18 protein-coding genes are annotated in these 20,619 nt (G+C 43.2%); 12 read left to right on the top strand and 6 right to left on the bottom strand.

Going from position 1 to position 20,619, the window contains the following annotated elements; all coding sequences use genetic code 11:
• Together AACX33_RS25330 and AACX33_RS25335 are read left to right on the top strand one after the other, a co-directional pair.
• On the top strand, positions 1-2,425 hold a 2,425-nt coding region (locus AACX33_RS25330; protein WP_227789337.1), incomplete at its 5' end, for a plasmid replication protein, CyRepA1 family.
• A 260-nt stretch (positions 2,426-2,685) separates the two neighbouring features.
• Positions 2,686-3,540 carry a hypothetical protein gene (locus AACX33_RS25335; protein ID WP_227789338.1) on the top strand — a complete coding sequence of 285 codons (855 nt, stop codon included), beginning with the start codon at positions 2,686-2,688 and terminating at the stop codon, positions 3,538-3,540.
• Positions 3,541-3,746: 206 nt separating this feature from the next.
• On the opposite strand, the gene AACX33_RS25340 is transcribed toward AACX33_RS25335, so the two are convergent.
• Entirely contained in the window at positions 3,747-4,142 is a 396-nt protein-coding gene (locus tag AACX33_RS25340) for a DNA cytosine methyltransferase (protein WP_227789339.1), read from the bottom strand.
• Positions 4,143-4,605: 463 nt separating this feature from the next.
• Between AACX33_RS25340 and AACX33_RS25345 the strand changes: the two genes are divergently transcribed.
• Positions 4,606-4,962, top strand: coding sequence for a hypothetical protein (locus AACX33_RS25345; RefSeq protein ID WP_227789340.1), 357 nt, complete (start codon positions 4,606-4,608; stop codon positions 4,960-4,962).
• Complete coding sequence (gene phaC, locus AACX33_RS25350) at positions 4,955-6,301, top strand: class III poly(R)-hydroxyalkanoic acid synthase subunit PhaC (RefSeq protein WP_265338681.1); 1,347 nt, start codon at positions 4,955-4,957, stop codon at positions 6,299-6,301. The genes AACX33_RS25345 and phaC overlap by 8 nt, the downstream gene beginning before the upstream one ends.
• A 116-nt stretch (positions 6,302-6,417) precedes the next feature.
• Here phaC and AACX33_RS25355 read toward each other — a convergent pair whose 3' ends face one another.
• On the bottom strand, positions 6,418-6,681 hold the full coding sequence (locus AACX33_RS25355) for a hypothetical protein (protein WP_227789342.1): 264 nt from the start codon (positions 6,679-6,681) through the stop codon (positions 6,418-6,420).
• A gap of 292 nt (positions 6,682-6,973) precedes the next feature.
• Between AACX33_RS25355 and AACX33_RS25360 the strand changes: the two genes are divergently transcribed.
• From AACX33_RS25360 to nuoB, 6 genes are all read left to right on the top strand, one after another.
• Complete coding sequence (locus tag AACX33_RS25360; RefSeq protein ID WP_227789343.1) at positions 6,974-7,807, top strand: thiolase family protein; 834 nt, start codon at positions 6,974-6,976, stop codon at positions 7,805-7,807.
• Positions 7,808-8,167 (top strand): hypothetical protein, encoded by a 360-nt coding sequence (locus tag AACX33_RS25365; RefSeq protein WP_227789344.1) that lies wholly within the window; start codon positions 7,808-7,810, stop codon positions 8,165-8,167.
• The gene (fabG, locus tag AACX33_RS25370; protein ID WP_227789345.1) at positions 8,164-8,889 is read left to right on the top strand and encodes a 3-oxoacyl-ACP reductase FabG; all 726 of its coding nucleotides are present in this window, start codon (positions 8,164-8,166) and stop codon (positions 8,887-8,889) included. The genes AACX33_RS25365 and fabG overlap by 4 nt, the downstream gene beginning before the upstream one ends.
• A 71-nt stretch (positions 8,890-8,960) precedes the next feature.
• A complete protein-coding gene (locus AACX33_RS25375; protein WP_227789346.1) occupies positions 8,961-9,812 on the top strand; it encodes an alpha/beta fold hydrolase in 852 nt (283 codons plus the stop codon).
• 39 nt (positions 9,813-9,851) lie between these two features.
• On the top strand, positions 9,852-10,784 hold the full coding sequence (locus tag AACX33_RS25380; protein WP_227789347.1) for an SDR family oxidoreductase: 933 nt from the start codon (positions 9,852-9,854) through the stop codon (positions 10,782-10,784).
• Between the two features lie 293 nt (positions 10,785-11,077).
• The gene (nuoB, locus tag AACX33_RS25385) at positions 11,078-11,809 is read left to right on the top strand and encodes an NADH-quinone oxidoreductase subunit NuoB (RefSeq protein ID WP_275973781.1); all 732 of its coding nucleotides are present in this window, start codon (positions 11,078-11,080) and stop codon (positions 11,807-11,809) included.
• Between the two features lie 51 nt (positions 11,810-11,860).
• On the opposite strand, the gene AACX33_RS25390 is transcribed toward nuoB, so the two are convergent.
• From AACX33_RS25390 to ndhI, 4 genes are read right to left on the bottom strand one after another with little or no spacing between them, the layout of a single operon-like run.
• A complete protein-coding gene (locus tag AACX33_RS25390) occupies positions 11,861-13,045 on the bottom strand; it encodes an NAD(P)H-quinone oxidoreductase subunit H (protein ID WP_227789348.1) in 1,185 nt (394 codons plus the stop codon).
• A 14-nt stretch (positions 13,046-13,059) separates the two neighbouring features.
• The gene (locus tag AACX33_RS25395) at positions 13,060-13,704 is read right to left on the bottom strand and encodes a DUF4142 domain-containing protein (RefSeq protein ID WP_227789349.1); all 645 of its coding nucleotides are present in this window, start codon (positions 13,702-13,704) and stop codon (positions 13,060-13,062) included.
• A gap of 13 nt (positions 13,705-13,717) precedes the next feature.
• Entirely contained in the window at positions 13,718-15,454 is a 1,737-nt protein-coding gene (gene ctaD, locus AACX33_RS25400; RefSeq protein WP_227789350.1) for a cytochrome c oxidase subunit I, read from the bottom strand.
• Positions 15,455-15,485: 31 nt separating this feature from the next.
• Complete coding sequence (ndhI, locus tag AACX33_RS25405) at positions 15,486-16,088, bottom strand: NAD(P)H-quinone oxidoreductase subunit I (protein ID WP_227789351.1); 603 nt, start codon at positions 16,086-16,088, stop codon at positions 15,486-15,488.
• Between the two features lie 449 nt (positions 16,089-16,537).
• Here ndhI and glf point away from each other — a divergent pair, with 449 nt between their 5' ends.
• Positions 16,538-19,024: a UDP-galactopyranose mutase gene (gene glf / locus AACX33_RS25410; protein ID WP_227789352.1), complete on the top strand. Its 2,487-nt coding sequence runs from the start codon at positions 16,538-16,540 to the stop codon at positions 19,022-19,024.
• Between the two features lie 230 nt (positions 19,025-19,254).
• A partial coding sequence (locus AACX33_RS25415) for a family 1 glycosylhydrolase (RefSeq protein ID WP_227789353.1) occupies positions 19,255-20,619 on the top strand: 1,365 nt, incomplete at its 3' end.

Below are 20,619 nucleotides of genomic sequence, written 5' to 3' on the forward strand. Positions count from 1 at the left end.
GGGGGCAGGGGGCAGGGGAGAACAGGAAGGGTCGTTAAACAACCCTCTGTATAAAGTAATTTCCAACTCCCCCCCGCTCCCGTACCCTTCGGGAAGCTTCGCTAACGGCTACGCTCACGGCAAGCCTGCTCCCTGCCCCCCGGCTTCTTTCCGCTTTCCCAAATCAGGGCTGGTGGTGTTGTGGAGTGACATGGGTACGGGAAAAACTGAACTCATGCGCTGGTGGCGTGACCAAAACCCAAATACGCGATTCCTCAACAACGGGCATCGTGTCAACCTCCTGAAAAATCTAGCCGAACGCTTGCAGACGGCAATGTATTCAGAACTTGGCTATGTGGGGTTAACTAAAGCTACAGCCCTTAGTATCACCATTGACAGCTTACATAAACTGAATACACAAGCTTTAACCTACGGCTGCGTATTTATTGATGAGGCTTGCCAATACTTAGTTCATCTACTGCACAGTAAGACTTGCAAAGAACATCGCGCCGCCATACTGGAGGTACTGGAATATATAGTATACAATGCCCCACTGGTGGTAATCGCTGACGCTCACATGGATGACCTGACAGTGGATTTTTTCCGCGCCATGCGACCAGAGGGAGAAATTCCTTACATTGTCAAAAACGAGTGGAGAAATGGCGATCGCACTATTTACTGGTATGAAGGTCATAGTTCCAGCGCCCTAGTCGCCCAAATCTCGGCGGCGCTGATGGCCGGACAGAAAATCATGGTGGTTTCTGACTCGAAACGTTTCATTAAGAAACTGGAAAAATCTTTGTTAGTTAAGGTTGAAGAATCTTCTAACTCTGACGAGTCTTCTACACCCTTCAAAATCTGGTCTATCCACTCGGATAACTCTGGCAGTGAAGAAAATATCGCTTTCATTAAAGATATCACCAACGCTGTTAAATCCCTCGATGCCTTGTTCACGTCCCCCAGCTTGGGAACTGGTGTAGATATCTCCCAGTATCATTTCGATTTAGTGTTTGGTGTATTTCACGGTGTCAGCCAAACTGCTACCGAATGCGCCCAACAGCTGTACCGCTATCGTCCCAAAGTCCCGTTTCACGTTTGGGTAGCCCCTCGCCCTCCCTTTGGCTACAAAGATACTAACGCCACCAAGATTAAAGAACGACTGCTGCAAACCAATGAAATGACTGCGTTTCTCTTGCGAATTGACCGTGAAACTGGAAAGCGGGGCGCGGAGAAAGATTGGGCGCTGGAAGCTTACTGTCAAATTCAAGCCAACCGCAGTCAATCTATCAATAACCTACGAGATGATTTGCGATCGCTCCTCACCGAAATGGGTAATACCTTTATATCTGTCGGCAGTGACGATGATCCCAAAGCCACCGAGCAGTTGAAAAAAGCTGCCGCAGCTTTGGACACTGCCTATCACTCGGCTGTTGCCAAGGCTCGTAATATTTCAGCTAGTGAGTACCGCGCCCGTCAAAGTAAAGATTACCTCAAACCCGAAGAAATTTTTGAATGTGAAAAGTTTCGCATTCAGGATTCCTACGGTATGGATGTCACCCCGGAATTAGTGGAAAAAGATGAAGGCGGTAGATTAATCAGAGCGATCGCCTCTCTTGAAGCAATTTTATTAGAACCAGACGACACAATTGTTGACCCCAAAACTGGGAGGCAATACCCTACCCCACCCACAATTGTTACCACCAAAGACCGTACCGAACGGGACAATTTACCTTTGTGTATCGACTGGGGCAACTACTCCGCAAAGTGGTTGGCAAGATTTAATTTGGGTTTGCATCACATTCTCCAGCGTTTAATTGCCGGCGAAGAAGTTAAGTCCACAGATCCAAACTTACTCAGCATGAGAGCGATCGCTAACGATTGCGCTGCTCATATCAAAGCCATTCTTGGCTTTACTGTCCCCAGTGAGTCTGAACCGATCTGGCTGCTGGCCACTTTACTTGAGCAGCTGGGGCTAAAGTTGTCCTGCCGCAAGCAGGGGCCACGCGGTCAACAAGTAAAAATTTACTCGTTATCAAAATCGGAATTGGAATTTGCTCAGGCAGTAATGGCTCATCGTCAAAACAAACGTGATCAAAAAGCTCAAGCCCAATTCCAGTATGAGTTTAACACCAATCAATCCCCGGTATCCACCCCCCCCCATAATGCTATAGGGAACCCCTTAAAGGAGGGGGGGGATACTACGGGGCAAGAGCCACCGCCAACTGACCGCTCTACCCTACTTCATCGTGTGGAAATACTTCGCTCTGGTATCAAGCAGGGCATAGACGCGATTAAAAATATTCTCAAGCCCTGGAATGAGATTTGGCGGTGGGAGACGGTGCTGGAATTGGAAGCGATCGCTCTAGATGAATTGCGGCAAGTCGAGGCCGCAGTTCCAGAATTCTACCAGTGGCTATCTGAAGCGGTGTTGCCTATGGAAGGATAAATATCACGTTGGAGAATATTGACCGAAGAGGCTACTGGGCAGGGAGCAGGGGGAGCAATCCCTGCCCAGTAGCCGTGAAGCGGAGCGGAACATGGGTACAAGCCCCGCCCTTCTAAGGCGCTCTTACTGGGACTTGTACAAGCTCCGTCTCAGTTTTCCCCCTTGCTCCCTGCCCCCTGCTCCCCTGCTTCTTTTTACCTCATGCACCTGGAATTGATTTGACCACAAATTTTTTCATACCTAATTGGAGCCAGTAAAGTATGCTTCAGGAAATGCTTTCAGTAGAGACTACGGATCAACTGACTGAAATTGACGAGTTGACCCCCGAAGAAGAACATGAGCGTTTGTATCTAGAGCGCCGTGTGGAAAGGGCTTTTTATGAAGCGGGGAAGGCGCTGGCTCAATTGCGCGATCGCCGATTATATCGCTCAACTCACAAAACCTTCGAGGATTATTGCCGCGATCGCTTTGGGCATAGTCGGCAGAAATCAAATTACTTGATTGCGGCGGCTGATGTTTTCGACAATTTGACAACCATTGGTTGTCAAAATTCATTGGTTGAGGATTTGACAACCAATGGTTTACAAATTCTACCTACTAGTGAACGTCAAGTTAGACCCTTGACAAAACTAGAACCTCAGCAGCAGCAAGAGATATGGCAAGCAGCAGTACAAGAAGCTGGTGGCAAAGCTCCCAGTGGGAGGGTGGTCAAAGATGTGGTAGAACGCATTATGGAACGCACCAAAGTACCAAACACCTACCAATTAGGTGAAGTGTGCCAAATTATTGTGAAGGATAATCCTGATCTCAGAGGCAAGGGTGGGTGTTGGTGCATAGTCACCGCAGTTAATGAGTTTAGTTGTACTGTTATGGCTTGGGATGGAGAGTATACCGTGAGAATGGATCATTTAAAGCCGATGAATTATTTGGAGCAGGAGTGTGAGCAAATGCAATCATTGAGTACGCGGATCAACAAATTGCGTCAGAGTGGCAACTTAGAAAAAGCTGCTGATGCTGTCCTTAAACACCTTGGGGAAGTCAATCGCCCTTACTTGACCGATTTGGAAGAAAAAATTTTGAGCTTGATTGAGCTTGAATGCAGCACATCTTCTTAGCGATGGCGCGCAGACCTGGAGACAATAGCTTATTTTTATGGTCAAGCGATCGCAGTGATCCCAGTGATCCCAGTGGTGAGAGAATTACTTACTAGAATACCTGGTTTTTATGGTATTTTATCTGGAAATCAAGGGTTTTGAAATTAAACTGTGTGATTAAATTACATCAATTTTTGTTGGTGCAAGTTGAGAGATAACTGCAATCTTTAAGACATTACTCCAAATAATTGTCGTTGTGCATTGTTAAATATTTGACTTGCAAAACTAGGAGGCACGGAATACCCGATAACTGACCCAACCGTAGCAGCTTCCAAAGGGAATTCATACCAAGCCGGGAACGCTTGCAAGATAGCTGCCCCTTCCACAGACAAGGATTTGACAGTACCATTGAGTAACCAAATATCAGCGAATTTGTTGCGATTACAGCCTTTGTGATCTGTAAAAATGCTTTCAAGTATTGTGTTGCAAGGTAAATGAGCAGGTTTATACTTGGTTTGTTTGCGTCCTCCAACTCGCTCTATTAACAGTGGAGTGGGTTCATTAGTTTTCAGAAATGCCTCTAAAGCTTGCTTTTGTCTAGGCAGTAGTCGGGAGTTGGGCATGGTAGGGATAAGATGTGCGTTATATTTAGATGCGTTTGCCCTGTCGAATAATGTGAGCCGATACTCTATTTGTATAGTTTATAACTTATAAAAGTTACATATAACTGCTCTATAGGCAGAGGAAAAAATGGAGATAAAAAGATGTTATTAGTAATAGATATTTAGTTAATTCTTGCAGTACCCAATTTTGAGCAGACACAAAACCCCGTTAATTTTACCTGATGGGGTTTTTTTTATAAATTTTATTTATATGCTTCCATTCATTTAGCAGAAATCGAGTTAATAATAACAGTCTTATTTTTGTAAGTAGGTAGGCGGAAAAATTTCAAGGTATGTCATTGCGAACGGAGCGTAGTGGAGTGAAGCAATCGCAAGGGTTTTGAGAACTTTACATTTTGTTACATAGTTAGGTTCATTTGTGCCTACCTACTTAATTAAGTGAACTTGATTGGAGGATAAAAACATGAACGAGAACAAACCTTCTGTATCAGATCCAGCCATCAACCCAGATCAATCTGTTGTTGCATCCCAGGAAGCTCAACCTCATACACCCACTAATGTTGCAGGAAGCGCAATGTTGGATGCACAAGCAGTAGCAGGCGAACAAGAACCCCAGGCAGATCCGACTAATTTTCCCATCGCCACCAACTTTACACAAGCTCAGTCCACAGGTGATTCCAAAACTGCTGGAGTTTCCACTGACATGAAAACTGATGTTACAGATGAGCAGACATCCGAAAAAGGTGCAGTCAACCTCTTGAATCATCCAGATATCCCTAACCCTGAACAGCAAGGAAATTTGCCTAACTCCAATGTTTAAGAGTATTGATAGCTGGATGAACTTGCTTAAAGCAGGTTTTGATTATCAGTTATTGCTGTCCGATATTTGGACGGGAACATTTGCAGAATTACACCAAGAGTTAAGATATAGCCAAATAAAAGTTGAAAGTTTGGAGGATTGGCGGCAGTTTATCCAAATTTGGAGTAGGGTTTTTGACCGGGAATTTGCCTATAAATTGCGTTTAGAAGATGCGATTTTACTCCAAGGTAAATTCCTGAACACAGTCGTCAATTATTTACCACATCAACCACAACTATCAAAAGAAATTGTCCAGATTCTGGAACTACTTACCAAAATCAATTTGATTAATATCTTTAACTATTTGTACAAAGATAAAATTCAGGTTGGGGTAACACCGAAAACAGAGGTTTACCAGGAAGACAAGCTGGTGTTATACCGCTTTACGCCTCTACAGCCTTCATCTTTAAATATTCCTATGCTCATAGTTTATGGCTTAGTCAATCGTCCTGACATTGTAGATTTACAATCAGGGCGATCGCTTGTGGCTCATTTACTAAATTTAGGTATAGATGTTTACTTGATTGATTGGGGTTATCCTAGTGAAGGCGATCGCTGGCTAACTCTGGATAAATACATTAATGGCTATCTGAATAACTGTGTAGACGTGATTCGCGATCGCCATAATTTGGATGAGATTAATTTATTGGGGATTTGTCAGGGAGGAACTTTCAGCCTTTGCTACACTTCCCTTTACCCAGAAAAGGTGAAAAACCTGATTACGATGGTAACACCAGTGGATTTTCATATTCATGAAGGTCTTTTGAATGTTTGGAGTGGTAGCAGTTTGGGGTCACAGGCGCTGGATGTGGATTTGATGGTAGATACTTTAGGTAACATTCCTGGTAACTTCCTCAACTTCGTCTTCATCATGTTGAAGCCTTTTCAGTTAGGTATCCAGAAGTATATTGACCTGTTGGATATCCTTGAGTGTGAGGATAAACTGCTCAACTTTTTACGCATGGAAAAGTGGATCTTTGACAATCCGGATCAAGCTGGAGAGGCTTTTCGACAGTTCATGAAGGACTTTTACCAAGGAAATAAACTGATTAAAGGTCAGGTCAAAATTGGTAACAAGCAAGTAGATTTAGGAAATATCCACATCCCGATTTTAAACATTTACGCCGAGCAGGATCATCTAGTTCTGCCGGCATCATCTTTAGCGTTAGAAAAATATATTGCCAGTGTTGATTATACAGTGCGATCGTTCCCAGTCGGACATATTGGAATGTATGTCAGTAGCAAAGTCCAAAAAGACCTACCATCAGCAATTATGAATTGGTTGAAAGTGCGGACGTGAAAACCTAAAAATCCCCGACTTCTTAAAAAAATCGGGGATCTAAGACTCTGGGTGTTTTCGTCTTCAATCTAGAATAGTTTAATTAGTTTTATTCATCATTGATATTTAAATTTTCACTAAGACCTCCGAAGCATTTTAAAATAACTGTCCCAGACCTTTCTTTGGGTATCAAGAGAAAAATGGCTAATTTTTTCTTGAAATTCCAAGGAACTTTTGATTAAATCCTCTTGTAATTCCACCGTTTTGTCAAAAGTCTCATGAATATTTGATATTCTCATATTTTGCATGGTTGACATAACAGATTCCCAATTATTGAGTCCTATTTTCTGGATTTCGTTAAATTGCGTAAAAAAAGTTTCAAATATTTTAAAAGCATCCATCGTATTACTCCTGACTCGCTGCTAAGTTTTACATTTATTTTAAATTATTCCTAAAAGCATGAATAAAATTTTATATACTTCTCAAGAATGATTTATTGATATTAGCTTTACCTTAAATTAAGACTAAGTGCGTGATTAAAGAAGTTGTGTTTGAAAATTTAAAATCAATGAATACTACTATGAGAAAAAATAAATTAAAACATTTTTCCTGGAACAATCAATAGTAATTAATTTAATAAATCAGGCTAATTTGATTATTTTCCATTTTTAATTCCCCAAAATCATGAGGAGTATGGAAGAAACTTATATTGTCTCAGCAGTACGCACACCATTGGGTAAATTTGGCGGTATTCTGGCGGATTTATCTCCAGTAGACTTAGGCGCGATCGCTATGGGTGCAGCCTTAGAAACAGCCGGAGTATCAGCAGCAGCTTTAGACTTATACATTTTTGGCAATGTCCTCAGAGCCGGTCATGGACAATCATTGCCTCGTCAAGCCGCTTTCAAGGCAGGAATTCCCCCCCAGGTGAACGGGTATGCAGTGGATATGGTGTGTTCGTCGGGAATGATGAGCGCCATCAACGGTGTAACAGCAATTCGCTCTGGTGAAGCAGACATGGTACTGGTTGGGGGTATGGAATCTATGTCTCAAAGTGGATTTTTGCTATCGCACCGAGGGAGATGGGGTTACAAATCCTTGCTGGGTTCACCAGAACAATTGACTGATGTTTTAGTCAATGATGGACTCACAGATCCCATGACTGGGGAAACGATGGGAGAACAAGCAGAAAGGCTAGCAACAACTTATCAAATTTCGCGGAGTGAGTTGGATGAAGTCGCTTTATTTTCACAAACCAGAGCCGCCCAAGCTACGGAGCAAGGTTTGTTTGAGCCGGAGATTGTACCCATTGAAATCCCAGGTAAAAAAGGTCTACAACTTGTGGATAAAGATGAAGGGATTCGCCCCGCAACTACTCTAGAAAGTTTGGCTGGACTTAAACCTACTTTCAGAGCAGATGGCGTGTTTACATCTGGTAATAGCAGTCAGATATCCGATGGAGCCGCAGCTTTAGTTTTAGCAAGTCAAACAGCAGTAGAACGCTATCAACTGAATCCCTTAGCATGATTGATTGGCGGAGTTTGGACAGGAGGTGAAGCTTGGCGATTTCCCGAAATTCCCATTCTGGCAGTTAACAAGCTTTTAGACAAATTGAAAATGCAAATCTACGACTTTGATTTGTTTGAAAATAACGAGGCTTTTGCTCTGAGCAATATCTTGTTTAATCGGGAGTTGGGTGTGCCTTACGAGAAATTAAATGTCTATGGAGGCGCGATTGCTTTAGGTCATCCCATTGGCGCTTCGGGAGCGCGAATTTTAGTCACACTGCTCAACGCCTTACAACAGCAAAATGGGCAGTTAGGATTGGCCGCAGTTTGTCATGGTACTGGTGGCGGTACAGCGATCGCATTGGAGAGACTGAGATGAAAGTATCTTTAGGATTAGAAGATCAAGTCGTTTTAGTCACTGGTGGTAATCGGGGAATTGGAGCTGCGATCGTTAATCTGCTCTTGGATTTAGGAACCAAAGTGGCTTACACGTACCGCAGCGATGACAATCCCCAAATGGGGAGTTTGGCAATCAAAGCCGATGTTACCGATGAAGCAAGTATGGCAGCAGTAGCAGCACACGTTGAAGAGAAACTTGGCGCAATTGATGGAATTGTTGCTAATGCGGGAATTACCCAAGACAATTTTTTTCCCAAACTAACAACGGCGGACTGGGATGCAGTGATTGACACTAACCTCAAAGGAGTTTACAACACCCTCAAACCAATTATCCCCAAGATGTATGCACAGCGTTCAGGTGCTGTTGTCTGTATCACTTCAATTTCTGGTGAACGCGGAAATTTAGGTCAGACAAACTACGCAGCATCCAAAGCCGGAACGATTGGTTTCACTAAATCTCTAGCTCTAGAGGCGGCGCGTTACAACGTGCGAGCTAATGCTGTAGCACCAGGGTTTATTCAGACTGATATGCTCAAATCAATTCCTGAGAAGGTGAAGCAGAAAATTTTGTCTGAGATTCCTTTGTCTCGGTTTGGCAAACCGGAGGAAGTTGCTTGGGCTGTGGCGTTTCTACTTTCGCCAGTAGCTAGTAGTTATGTGACTGGAACAGTTGTACGAGTCAACGGCGCTCATCATACTTGATCGGGTGAGAATAAAAAGAATTATTTCCCAGTTCCTAATAAATAAAAAATTCTATAGTAGTGGGAGTAACTGTGAATATAGGGTTTGAAGAACGGCACATAGAAGTAAGTGGACTAACTACTCGCTACTTGACTGCGGGTAATAATGATCCGCCGTTGGTGCTGTTACACGGAGTCGGTGATAGTGCTGCGGATTGGTCTTGGGTACTAGAAGATATCGGAACTAGGCATCGTGTCTTAGCCCTAGACTTTCCAGGTGCTGGCGATAGTGCTAAACCCCGGCGCGATTATTCGATAGATTTTTTGACACAGTTTTTGCGTGATTTTCTCCAGATTCTAGAAATCCCAAGGGCTGTACTCGTGGGCAATTCTTTGGGTGGTTTGATTGCTCTACGCTTTGCGCTGTCAAACCCTGAACAAGTACCAGCATTGATATTGGTAGATAGTATGGGATTTGGTCAAGTGGTTAATCCTATCCTGTCCAGTTTAACTTTACCTTTGTACGGTGAGTTAGCGATCGCATGGTGTAAAACACCTCTAGGCGCAAAGCAAAGAGCTTGGTCACGGGCAGCTTTACTGTTTGCTAATCCCTGGGAAGTTCCCGCTAAATGGCTAGCAGAACAGGAACGAATGGGGCTACTTCCTGGCTTTTTGGAAGCCAATTTATCTATGCTACGTTCTCAAATCTATGTATTAGGACAGCAGAATTTAGTCCTCGAATCTTTACCACAGGTACAAATGCCCACTTTAGTTGTGTGGGGTGTGAATGACCTGGTTATACCATATAACCAAGCTCAAGATGCAGTCAGCCGTCTACAGCAAGGACATCTGGCTTTAATACCCAGTTGCGGCCACTTACCCCAAGTTGAGCAGCCCAAATTATTTGCCGACGCTTTAAAACAGTTTCTTCCTGGTCATTTGTAATGGGGTACTAGAAATAATTTATTTTCAGGAGTAATGTCTATGCAACTCAAGCCAATTAATCAACAGGTTGTAGCGGTTGTTGGTGCTTCTAGCGGTATCGGACGTTTAACAGCTCTGGAATTTGCGAAACGGGGGGCAAAAGTGGTTGTTTCAGCTCGTGGTGAGTCGAAACTTCAGTCTTTAGTGGAGGAAATTCGTGGCTTTGGAGGTGAAGCCACTTTTATTGTGGCCGATGTGCAAGTATTTGAGCAAGTTAAGGCGATCGCTGATCATACTGTAGAGGTATACGGGCGACTTGATACTTGGGTACATCTGCCGGCTATTTCCTTATTCGCGTTATTTGAAGATGTCACACCAGAGGAGTTTCAGCGCATCATTAACGTTAACCTCATGGGGCAAGTATACGGTGCTATGGTGGCGTTACCTCATCTCAAGCGTGAAGGGCGAGGAGCGTTGATTCATATATCTTCCATTGAGGGTAGGCGATCGTTCCCATACCAAAGTGCTTATTCCGCAGCTAAACATGGTATAGAGGGCTTTGTTGAAGCTATGCGTGTCGAGCTGCAACATGAAAAAATCCCCATCAGTGTGACAAGTGTGAAACCAGCAGTGATTAATACACCTTTTTGGAACAACGCCCGCACCAAGTTAGGTGTTAAACCTTCCGGGATACCGCCCTACTATGATCCTAAGCTTGTAGCTGATGCCATCCTTCATGCAGCAGAACATCCCACTCGTGACTTATTGGTTGGAGATGCAGCCAAAGTGTTGGATTTACTACAAAGGTTTTCCCCATCCTTAGTAGATTCACTATTACTGCTCATCGGTTTTAATCTGCAACGTAGTAATGAGCCGAAATCTGAAGATGCACCTAACAATTTTTACCAATCTGTTTCTGAACAGGACAGAGTTGAGGGAGATTTTAGCAACTTAGTTATACCTAGCATTTCTGACCAATTACGGAAAAATTAACTTTTAACAATGGGGTGCGTAGATGTGTATTAGCTTATTGTCAGATTCACTTGCACATCTGCATGAGCGTTGCAGTTCAAAGATTTAAAAAGCTACGATATATGTTGTTTTTTGTTCGTGAATAATAAAATATCCCACCAATTTTTATCTTACTATCCTAATTTGTGATTATTTCTCAGGAATTTCATCTTTATTTATATTTATAACTATAGATGGAAGTGATTAACAATTCTAATTTATACCTTAGAGGAAAATCAAAATTTTCCGTGGCAATTAATTTAGGTCAATAAGACATGAATAGAAATGAGCCTAATGACCATAACTCCTGGGATAAAGAGAAAATCATGGCTCCGATTAGTTATGACGTGACTAATCAACTCTCAGAGAATATCATCTTAACAACATTAGATGATGTTTATAATTGGGCTAGACTTTCTAGTTTATATCCGCTTTTGTATGGAACCGCTTGCTGTTTTATCGAATTTGCTGCCTTAATTGGTTCACGGTTCGATTTTGACAGATTTGGTTTACTTCCCCGTGGCAGTCCGCGTCAAGCTGATTTAATCATTTTGGCAGGCACTCTGAATATGAAAATGTCACAACCGACAATGCGGCTATATGAGCAAATGCCAGAACCAAAGTACGTGATTGCAATGGGAGCTTGCATGATTACTGGCGGTATGTTCAGCGCCGATTCTCCTACTGCTATTCGAGGGGCTGATAAAATTTTACCTATAGATGTTTACATTCCGGGTTGTCCTCCTCGCCCAGAAGCAATCATGGATGCTATTATCAAGCTGCGTAAAAAAATAGCTAATGAATCAATTCAAGAACGGGATAGTTTTAAACAAACCCATCGCTTCTACAGTACTACCCATAATATGAAGGTGGGATCTCGAATTCTGACGGGTGAATATTTGCGATCGCCTGCTCTCCAAAAGCCACCTCAGCAATTGACAGAAGCAATGGGAACAGCAATTCCGCCAGCACTGCAAACTGTTAGAAAGAGAATAGAAAATGAATAGTTGGGCGTGGGGATATCTTACAATAAACTGAAAATTCCCCACTTCCAAACTCTAGCGATCAACTGAACCCATAATGATATCGATGCTACCCAAAATTGCCATAATATCGGCAACTTTCACCCCTTTGAGTAGGTGCGGTAAGATTTGCAAGTTAACGAAATCAGCCGGGCGGATTTTCCAGCGCCAGGGAAAAACGTTATTGTCTCCAATTAAATAAATGCCTAACTCGCCTTTACCACTTTCAACACGGGCATAAATTTCTCCAGTGGGAATTTTTAAAGTAGGGGAAACCTTCTTGCCAATATACTGATAATCAAACTGATCCCATTCTGATTTCTTTCCTGCTGCTATGCGTTTAGCTTCTAAACTTTCGTAAGGGCCACCGGGAAGTCCTTTGAGTGCTTGCTGGAGAATCTTCACGGACTCCCGCATTTCCCGCATCCGCACAAAGTAACGCGCTAGGATATCACCGCCAGTTTCCCAACAAACATCCCAATCAAAATCGTCGTAGCATTCGTAATGGTCAACTTTTCGTAAGTCCCAATTCACCCCAGAACCGCGCAACATAGGGCCGGAAAGTCCCCAGTTAATTGCTTCGTCTCGGTCAATGATGCCAACTCCTTCCACCCGACGGCGAAAAATGGGGTTATCGCTCAATAAACGCTCATACTCATCTATCTTGGGCAATATGTAATCACAAAATTCTTGGCACTTATCGACCCAGCCGTAGGGTACATCCACAGCCAAACCTCCAACGCGGAAGTAGTTGTTATTAACCATACGGTAGCCTGAAGCTGCTTCCCAAAGGTCATAAATCATCTCCCGTTCTCTGAATATATAGAAAAAGGGAGTTTGAGCGCCTAAATCTGCGGCAAATGGCCCAAACCATAACAAATGGTTGGCAATTCGATTGAGTTCTAACATGATGACGCGGATGTAGCTGGCGCGTTTAGGAATGGAGATATTCGCCAACTGTTCTACAGCGTTAACTGTGACGGCTTCATTAAACATTCCCTCGGCATAGTCCCAACGGCTAACGTAGGGGACATACATAATAGTGGTGCGATTTTCAGCAATTTTTTCCATTCCTCGGTGCAGGTAGCCAATCACTGGTTCACAGTCAATGACATCTTCTCCATCCAATGTGACAATTAATCTTAAAACACCGTGCATTGCAGGATGATGTGGCCCCATGTTAATTGTCATGGGTTCGGTTCTGGTTTCAATTCTGGACATAAAAGAACTTTTGTTTATTGCTGAGTGGGTTGCATTAATAATTCATCGACCAATTGCAAGTGTCTCTCTACAATGGGAATATTTTTGGTAGCAAAGGCTTGCAAGTCTGGGTCTTGACCAATTTGTAACTGACGAGTGTGGATGACTAAGTTTTCCATATGCCCGTTCATCCCGGCTTCATTTCTGTATGCTTGGTCAAAATTTGCACCAGATAATTGTGATAGTTGCGTTATTATGGCTTGATATTTAGGACCCACATCAGTGGGTGGAGTAATTCCCTTCTGTTGAGCCAACTGCATTAATTCTTTGTTCGCAGGTGTATGGTCTTGTATCATTTGCTGGGCATACTGTCTGACGTTATCGTTGTTTGATTTTTCTAGTGCCAGCTTTGCCATTTCAACTTCTGCCATTCCTGCTTGAGCTGCTTCTTGCACATACACCCTGTCAATTTCACTCAGCCTAGCTTGGGCAATTTTAGTTTCCAAAGTGATAGAACTATTGGGTATTGTGTGGGCGCTCGCTCTTTGATTAATCTGGCCATAGCCAGTAATGGCGATGGGCAAAGCCCCGCCTCCGGCGATCGCCATCGTAGCACTAACTCCCACAATTCCCATCAGATGAATAAATTTTTTCGCCAAGTTCTCAGGTAATAAATTCATTGAGATCACTTTCCTATGTAGACGATTCTTGCTCACGGTTCTGGCTGTGATCAGATTCGGCATCTAAAACAGAGTTGGAATCAGCAGTTAACAAGGGATTTTCTTGATCAGAGAAACCGTTGGCTTCAGATGGACGCACGCCGTAATGATAGGGATGTACTGTTAAAACAGGTTGAGTTTTAAAGTTTTCTGGTGGTGGTGGTGAAGTGGTCATCCATTCCAAAGTCAAAGCTCGCCAAGGGTTATCAGGTGCTTTTTCACCGTATAGCCAGCTATGGCAAACATTAATCAAGAAAGGTAGGGTAGAAATTGCCAGTAACACTGCACCGATGGAACAAATCAGATTGAGGTCGGCAAATTTCGGATCATACACAGCGATTCGCCTTCTCATCCCTTGCATCCCCAATTCATGCATGGGGAAAAATGCCAGGTTGAAGCCAATATAGGTGAGTACAAAGTGAATTTTTCCCAAGGTTTCATCTAGCATTCGCCCGGTCATTTTGGGAAACCAATGATAAATACCGGCATATAAACCGAAGACACTACCACCAAATAAAACGTAGTGCAGATGAGCCACAATGAAATAGGTGTCATGAACGTGAATATCGAAGGGAACCGCAGCTGTCATCACACCGCTAATTCCACCAATAACAAACACAGATATCAAACCCATTGCAAATAGCATGGCAGACCGAAAGTGGATTTTGCCTCCCCAGAGGGTTCCTAACCAGCTAAATACCTTAATTCCTGTGGGTACAGCAATAATCATGGTGGTGATCATGAAAAACATTCGCACCCACCCTGGTGTCCCGGTAGTAAACATATGGTGCGCCCAGACAATCAGAGATAAACAGGCGATCGCAATACTGGAATAAGCAACGGCGAGATAACCAAAAATTGGCTTGCGGGCGTGAACTGGTAGGATTTCTGAGATCATCCCTTGGACTGGGAGAATCATGATATACACGGCTGGGTGTGAATAGAACCAGAACATATGTTGGTAAACTACAGGATCACCGCCTCCTGTGGGGTTGAAGAATGTCGTACCCGCTAAAAGGTCAAAAGTGAGTAAAATCAGCGCCGCAGCCAGTACAGGGGTTGCTAACAGCGTTAATCCAGAAGTTCCTAACATCGCCCAACAAAATAGAGGCATTTGATGTAAACCCATTCCTGGTGTTCGCATTTTCAGGATAGTTACTAAAAAATTTAGCCCTGCCAAAATTGAGGAAGTTCCTAATAAAAGCAAACTGAGAATCCACATGGCTTCACCTGCTTGAGCCATCACCAAACTTAAGGGTGGATAAGATGTCCAGCCTGCCTGGGGGGGGTCAAAAAAGAAACTCGCTAGTAGCAAAAGACCAGCTGGGGGGACTAGCCAAAAGGCGATCGCATTCAATCGCGGAAAAGCCATATCTCGCGCCCCAATTAATAGAGGGATTAAAAAGTTACCAAATCCCCCCGTCCCCGCCGGGATAATCCACAGAAAAATCATTACAGTTCCGTGGAGGGTAAATAAACCGCTATAAAATTCCGGGCTAACTAAGTCTGTCTCTGGCGTTGCTAGTTCACTACGAATCACAGTAGCTAATGCACCACCAAATAGATAAAAAACAAAACTTGTGACCAAGTATTGAATACCAATAACTTTATGGTCAGTGCTGAAACTAAAATATTCCCGCCAATTTCTGATTGTTGGTTTTTCAGAGTGAACATCAAGATTAGCAGTTTCTTGTACTTGTGCTTGTGTCATGATTTTGACTGCTATTAGCTGTTATTTCTAATTAATTAGTTTCATTAACATCTTCTATATCTGCCTCTAAAATCTCCGATGGCAACAGACCTGCTCGATGTGCATCATCAGGAACGCCATGAGGATCTAAAATTCCTTTGGGCAAATACACTAATTCTCGTAATGGTGTTACCATTGCATCTGCGGTTACTTTGTAAGGTAATCTTCCCATCGCCACATTGTCCATGTTCAACTCATGGCGCTCATAAACGCTAAGTTCATATTCTTCAGTAAATGACAGACAGTTTGTGGGACAAAATTCCACACAATTACCGCAGAAAATGCAAACTCCAAAGTCAATACTGTAATGTTTAAGTTCTTTTTTCTTGACTTCTTGATTAAATTCCCAATCTACTACCGGGAGGTTAATTGGGCAGACGCGAACGCAAACTTCGCAAGAGATACACTTATCAAATTCAAAATGAATCCGCCCTCGAAATCTTTCTGAGGGTATAAGCTTTTCGTAAGGATATTGCACAGTAATTGGACGGCGGCGCATATGGTCGAAAGTCACAGACAGCCCCTGACCAATATATCGGCCTGCTAGCAATGTTTGTTTGGTATAGCTGCTAATTTGCTTAAGAAAATTAAACATAAGTAACCCACTGTTAGCTAATAGTGCTATTAATCAGCACGTTAATAGAAATTACTAACAGTTACCTCCCTCAAATGAAAGGCTTAAGCTTAATGATTAATTGTCAAGTATAATACAAAAAATGGCTAGCTGAGATGATGTCTGTAGTGGCTAGCTTTACCTTTGGCAAACTTTTTTGGCTTCGTGTTTATTATACTTGATTTATCTTAAATAAAAATAATTCTTTTGGCATACATAAAGCTCAGTCTTCAGTGGAAGTGTAGATAAAAATTATTATCTATTGTTAGTTATTAACGGATGTCATGGATGCCTACAAATTATATTGCAGATTATTTCGGAATTTCCACATGGCAATATACAGCGAATAGTTAAATATTTATCTTTTGATTTGTTGGTGTTTTTGACAAGTTTTTACTTAAATTCAGAGCTTATATCTAGTTAGTTGAAATATGACGCAAAGAAAATCTGACATCAAAGGTAACAGATTCAATCAAATCACATCACCGAAAGTGAGTGAAACAAAACTATCAGACTTAACCGAACGGCAAACTTCAGATGTATCATCACCTAATTTTTCTCATGCCGCGAAAAAACGTCAAAAAGTGAAAATTTTGACAGATACACCTGATATAATTTGCCTATGCCATTTGCGGTGGAATTTTGTTTATCAAAGACCACAGCATCTACTCAGTCGTTTTGCTCAAGGAAGGCGAGTATATTGCATTGAAGAGCCGATTTTTAGCAATGATCCGTTAGGACGGCTAGATATTACTCAAGATGAGAGCGGGGTAGTGGTTGTTGTACCACATCTACCACAAGGTTTAAGTGAAGAAGGAATAAACGCAGATTTACAGGTGTTAATCGATGGATTGTTTACTGAACAAAGCATCAGCAGCTATATTTGTTGGTACTACACACCAATGGCGATCGCCTTTACAAATCACTTGCAACCCCAAGCGATCGTCTACGATTGCATGGATGAATTATCTGCCTTTAAAGGAGCATCACCCAAGTTAAAACAATACGAAGCGGAATTATTTCGCCGTGCAGACTTGGTATTTACAGGAGGGCAAAGCCTTTACGAAAGTAAAGTTAACCAGCACCCAAATGTTTATGCCTTTCCTAGCAGTGTAGATGTAGCGCACTTTGCCCAAGCCAGAAATATTGCAGAACCAGCAGATCAAGCTCATATTCCCCATCCTCGTCTCGGTTTCTTTGGGGTAATTGATGAACGCATGGACATTGAACTGCTGCGGGGAATTGCCCAGGCGCGTCCCGACTGGCATTTGGTGATGATTGGGCCAGTGGTGAAAGTTGATCCGGCAATTCTGCCCCAAAATGAAAATATTCATTATCTCGGTAGTAGAGATTATAAACAGTTACCTGCATACTTGGCAGGATGGGACTTGGCAATGCTGCCATTTGCGCGCAATGAAGCCACCCGTTTTATTAGTCCTACCAAAACTCCAGAGTATTTAGCCGCAGCCAAACCCGTAGTTTCTACTTCGATTCGAGATGTAATCCGTCCTTACGGAGACTCAAAGTTGGTGCGAATTGCAGACACAGTTTCTGAGTTTGTCGCCGCCGCCGAACAAGCAATGCAAGAAGATAATTCAGCATCAGGGTGGCTGAATCGGGTAGATACCTTTTTGGAGAAGATTTCTTGGGATCGGACTTTGGCATCAATGATCAAGCTTATAGACTCGGCGATCGCCTCTGGTACTGCGCGGAGTGCCATCTCTGTCCCCAACCAAGAAGATAAGATTGATTCTAATGGTGCGAAAAGCTCCGCGTCGGCGAATGATGGTAAACAAGCACCCAACATTATCACCAGAGATTTTGTCTTCGATTACCTGATTGTCGGTGCGGGATTTTCTGGTAGCGTCATTGCGGAACGTTTAGCAACTCAGTCTGGTAAAAAAGTGCTGATTGTAGACAAGCGTAACCATATCGGTGGTAATGCCTACGATCATTACAACGAAAATGGGATTCTGATCCACAAATACGGGCCGCATATCTTTCACACCAACTCCCGCGAAGTTTTTGAATACCTTTCGCGCTTCACCCAATGGCGTGCTTATGAACATCGCGTCCTGTCCAGTGTTGATGGACAACTGGTTCCCATCCCCATCAATCTGGACACCATCAACAAACTTTATGGTATGAACCTCAATTCCTTTGAGGTGGAGAATTTTTACAAATCACTTGCGGAAACCATAGAATATATCCGCACCTCAGAAGATGTGGTAGTCAGTCAAGTTGGTCGAGTATTGTATGAAAAGTTTTTCCGGGGTTACACCCGTAAGCAATGGGGACTAGATCCATCGGAACTTGATAAATCAGTAATTGCCAGAATTCCTACCCGCACCAATCGGGATAATCGCTATTTCACCGATAGTTACCAAGCTATGCCACTCCACGGCTTCACTCGGATGTTTGAGAATATGTTGAATCACCCCAACATCAAGGTGATGCTGAATACCGATTATCAAGAAATTGAAAAGGCCATACCTTGCCGTGAGATGGTTTACACCGGTCCAGTTGACGAGTTTTTTGATTATCGCTATGGCAAGTTACCTTATCGCTCACTGGATTTCAAGCACGAAACACACAACACCGAAGTATTTCAACCTGCGCCAGTCATCAACTACCCTAATGAACACCTTTATACCCGTGTAACTGAGTTTAAGTACTTGACTGGACAGGAACACTCTAAAACTAGCGTCGTTTACGAATTTCCCAAAGCAGAGGGCGACCCTTATTATCCTGTACCACGTCCTGAGAATCAGGAGATTTACAAGCAATATAAGGCGTTAGCAGATGCTACACCCGGAATATATTTTGTGGGACGATTGGCGACTTACAAGTATTACAACATGGATCAATGTGTGGCTCAGGCTTTGTCTGTTTACAAACAAATTGCGGTTAAGGCGTAAGCAAAACTTACGTAGCAAGATGATTCGTTGAAGTGGGGCATAAGCTAATCAGCATTTAACTTGCATAACATCGGCGGGCATCTTTGCCCTCCCCCACAAGAGTTGAATGTAATTTAAATATGCAAACTGGATGTTTTTCAGCTTAGGACATGGAGCATGGTTTAATTTTCTATGCCTTATGTCCCATCCCCAATTCCTAATTGGCAATTAATTACGAATTGGTATAAGTTATGACTTTTGTCTTCAATTCAAAATATCCGGTGGAAATTTGGGCTGGTCTGGAATGTACAGTCAATCGTGTGGGTGATGAGTATTTTGACCAGTTAGAACGCAACGGTCATGCTTGGCGTTTGGATGACCTAGAGTTGTTTGCTCAACTGGGTATACAGAAAATCCGCTACCCAGTGCTGTGGGAAAGAGTCGCACCCAATGGATTAGAAAATGCTGACTGGTCGTGGGCAGATGAGCGATTGGGGCGGTTACGTGAACTTGGTATAAGTCCAATTGTGGGATTAGTACATCACGGTAGCGGAACCCGTGACACGAGTTTGATAGATCCAGATTTTCCCCAGAAATTAGCTGAGTTTGCCCATGCGGTTGCCGATCGCTACCCTTGGGTAACACAATACACTCCTATCAATGAGCCACTGACAACAGCACGATTTAGTGGAATGTACGGTCATTGGTATCCCCACGGACGGGACAATTTAACTTTCGCCCGTGCTTTGTTAGGGCAATGTCGAGCGATCGCACTTTCAATGCAGGCAATTCGAGAAATTAACCCCAATGCCCAACTTGTGCAAACGGAGGATTTGGGTAAGACTTACAGTACATTGCGGTTAGTATATCAAGCCGGACTGGAAAACGAACGCCGTTGGTTGAGCTTGGATTTATTGTGTGGTTACATTACTCCAACTCATCCGATGTGGGGTTACTTACGCTACTGTGGTCTCAGCGCGGCGGAACTTTTAGAAGCTTGCCAAAATATTTATTGTCCACCGGACATCATTGGCATTAACCATTATTTGACAAGCGATCGCTTTTTGGATGAGCATACAGAAAACTATCCAGCTTGGACACATGGTGGTAATGGGTGGGACAAGTATGCAGATGTGGATGCGGTGAGAGTTTGTGCTGAAAGCATAGCAGGCCCCTACACATTACTTCAAGAAGCATGGGAACGCTACAGACTGCCCCTTGCTGTCACTGAAGTTCACCTCAATTGCACCCGTGAGGAGCAGTTGCGTTGGCTTTATGAGGTGTGGAATGCTGCTCAGGAACTACAAAATGAAGGTGTCGATATTCGTGCGATTACAGCTTGGGCGCTTCTAGGTAGCTACGATTGGAATAGTTTAGTCACGCGCCCAGTCGGCCACTACGAATCAGGCGTATTTGATTTGCGTTCGCCACGTCCTAGACCAACTGCGATCGCCAAATTAATTCGTGATTTAGCTACTGGGATTGAACCCCATCATCCATTACTTGATACACCAGGATGGTGGCATCGACCAGAGCGTTTGCTCTACCCAGCCGTTAGTTGTCTCAATCAAGGGAGTGGGGAGTGGGGAGTGGGGAGTAGGGAGTGGGGAGTAGGG

It is taken from the genome of Nodularia sp. LEGE 04288, assembly GCF_963896525.1.
Classification (GTDB): domain Bacteria; phylum Cyanobacteriota; class Cyanobacteriia; order Cyanobacteriales; family Nostocaceae; genus Nodularia.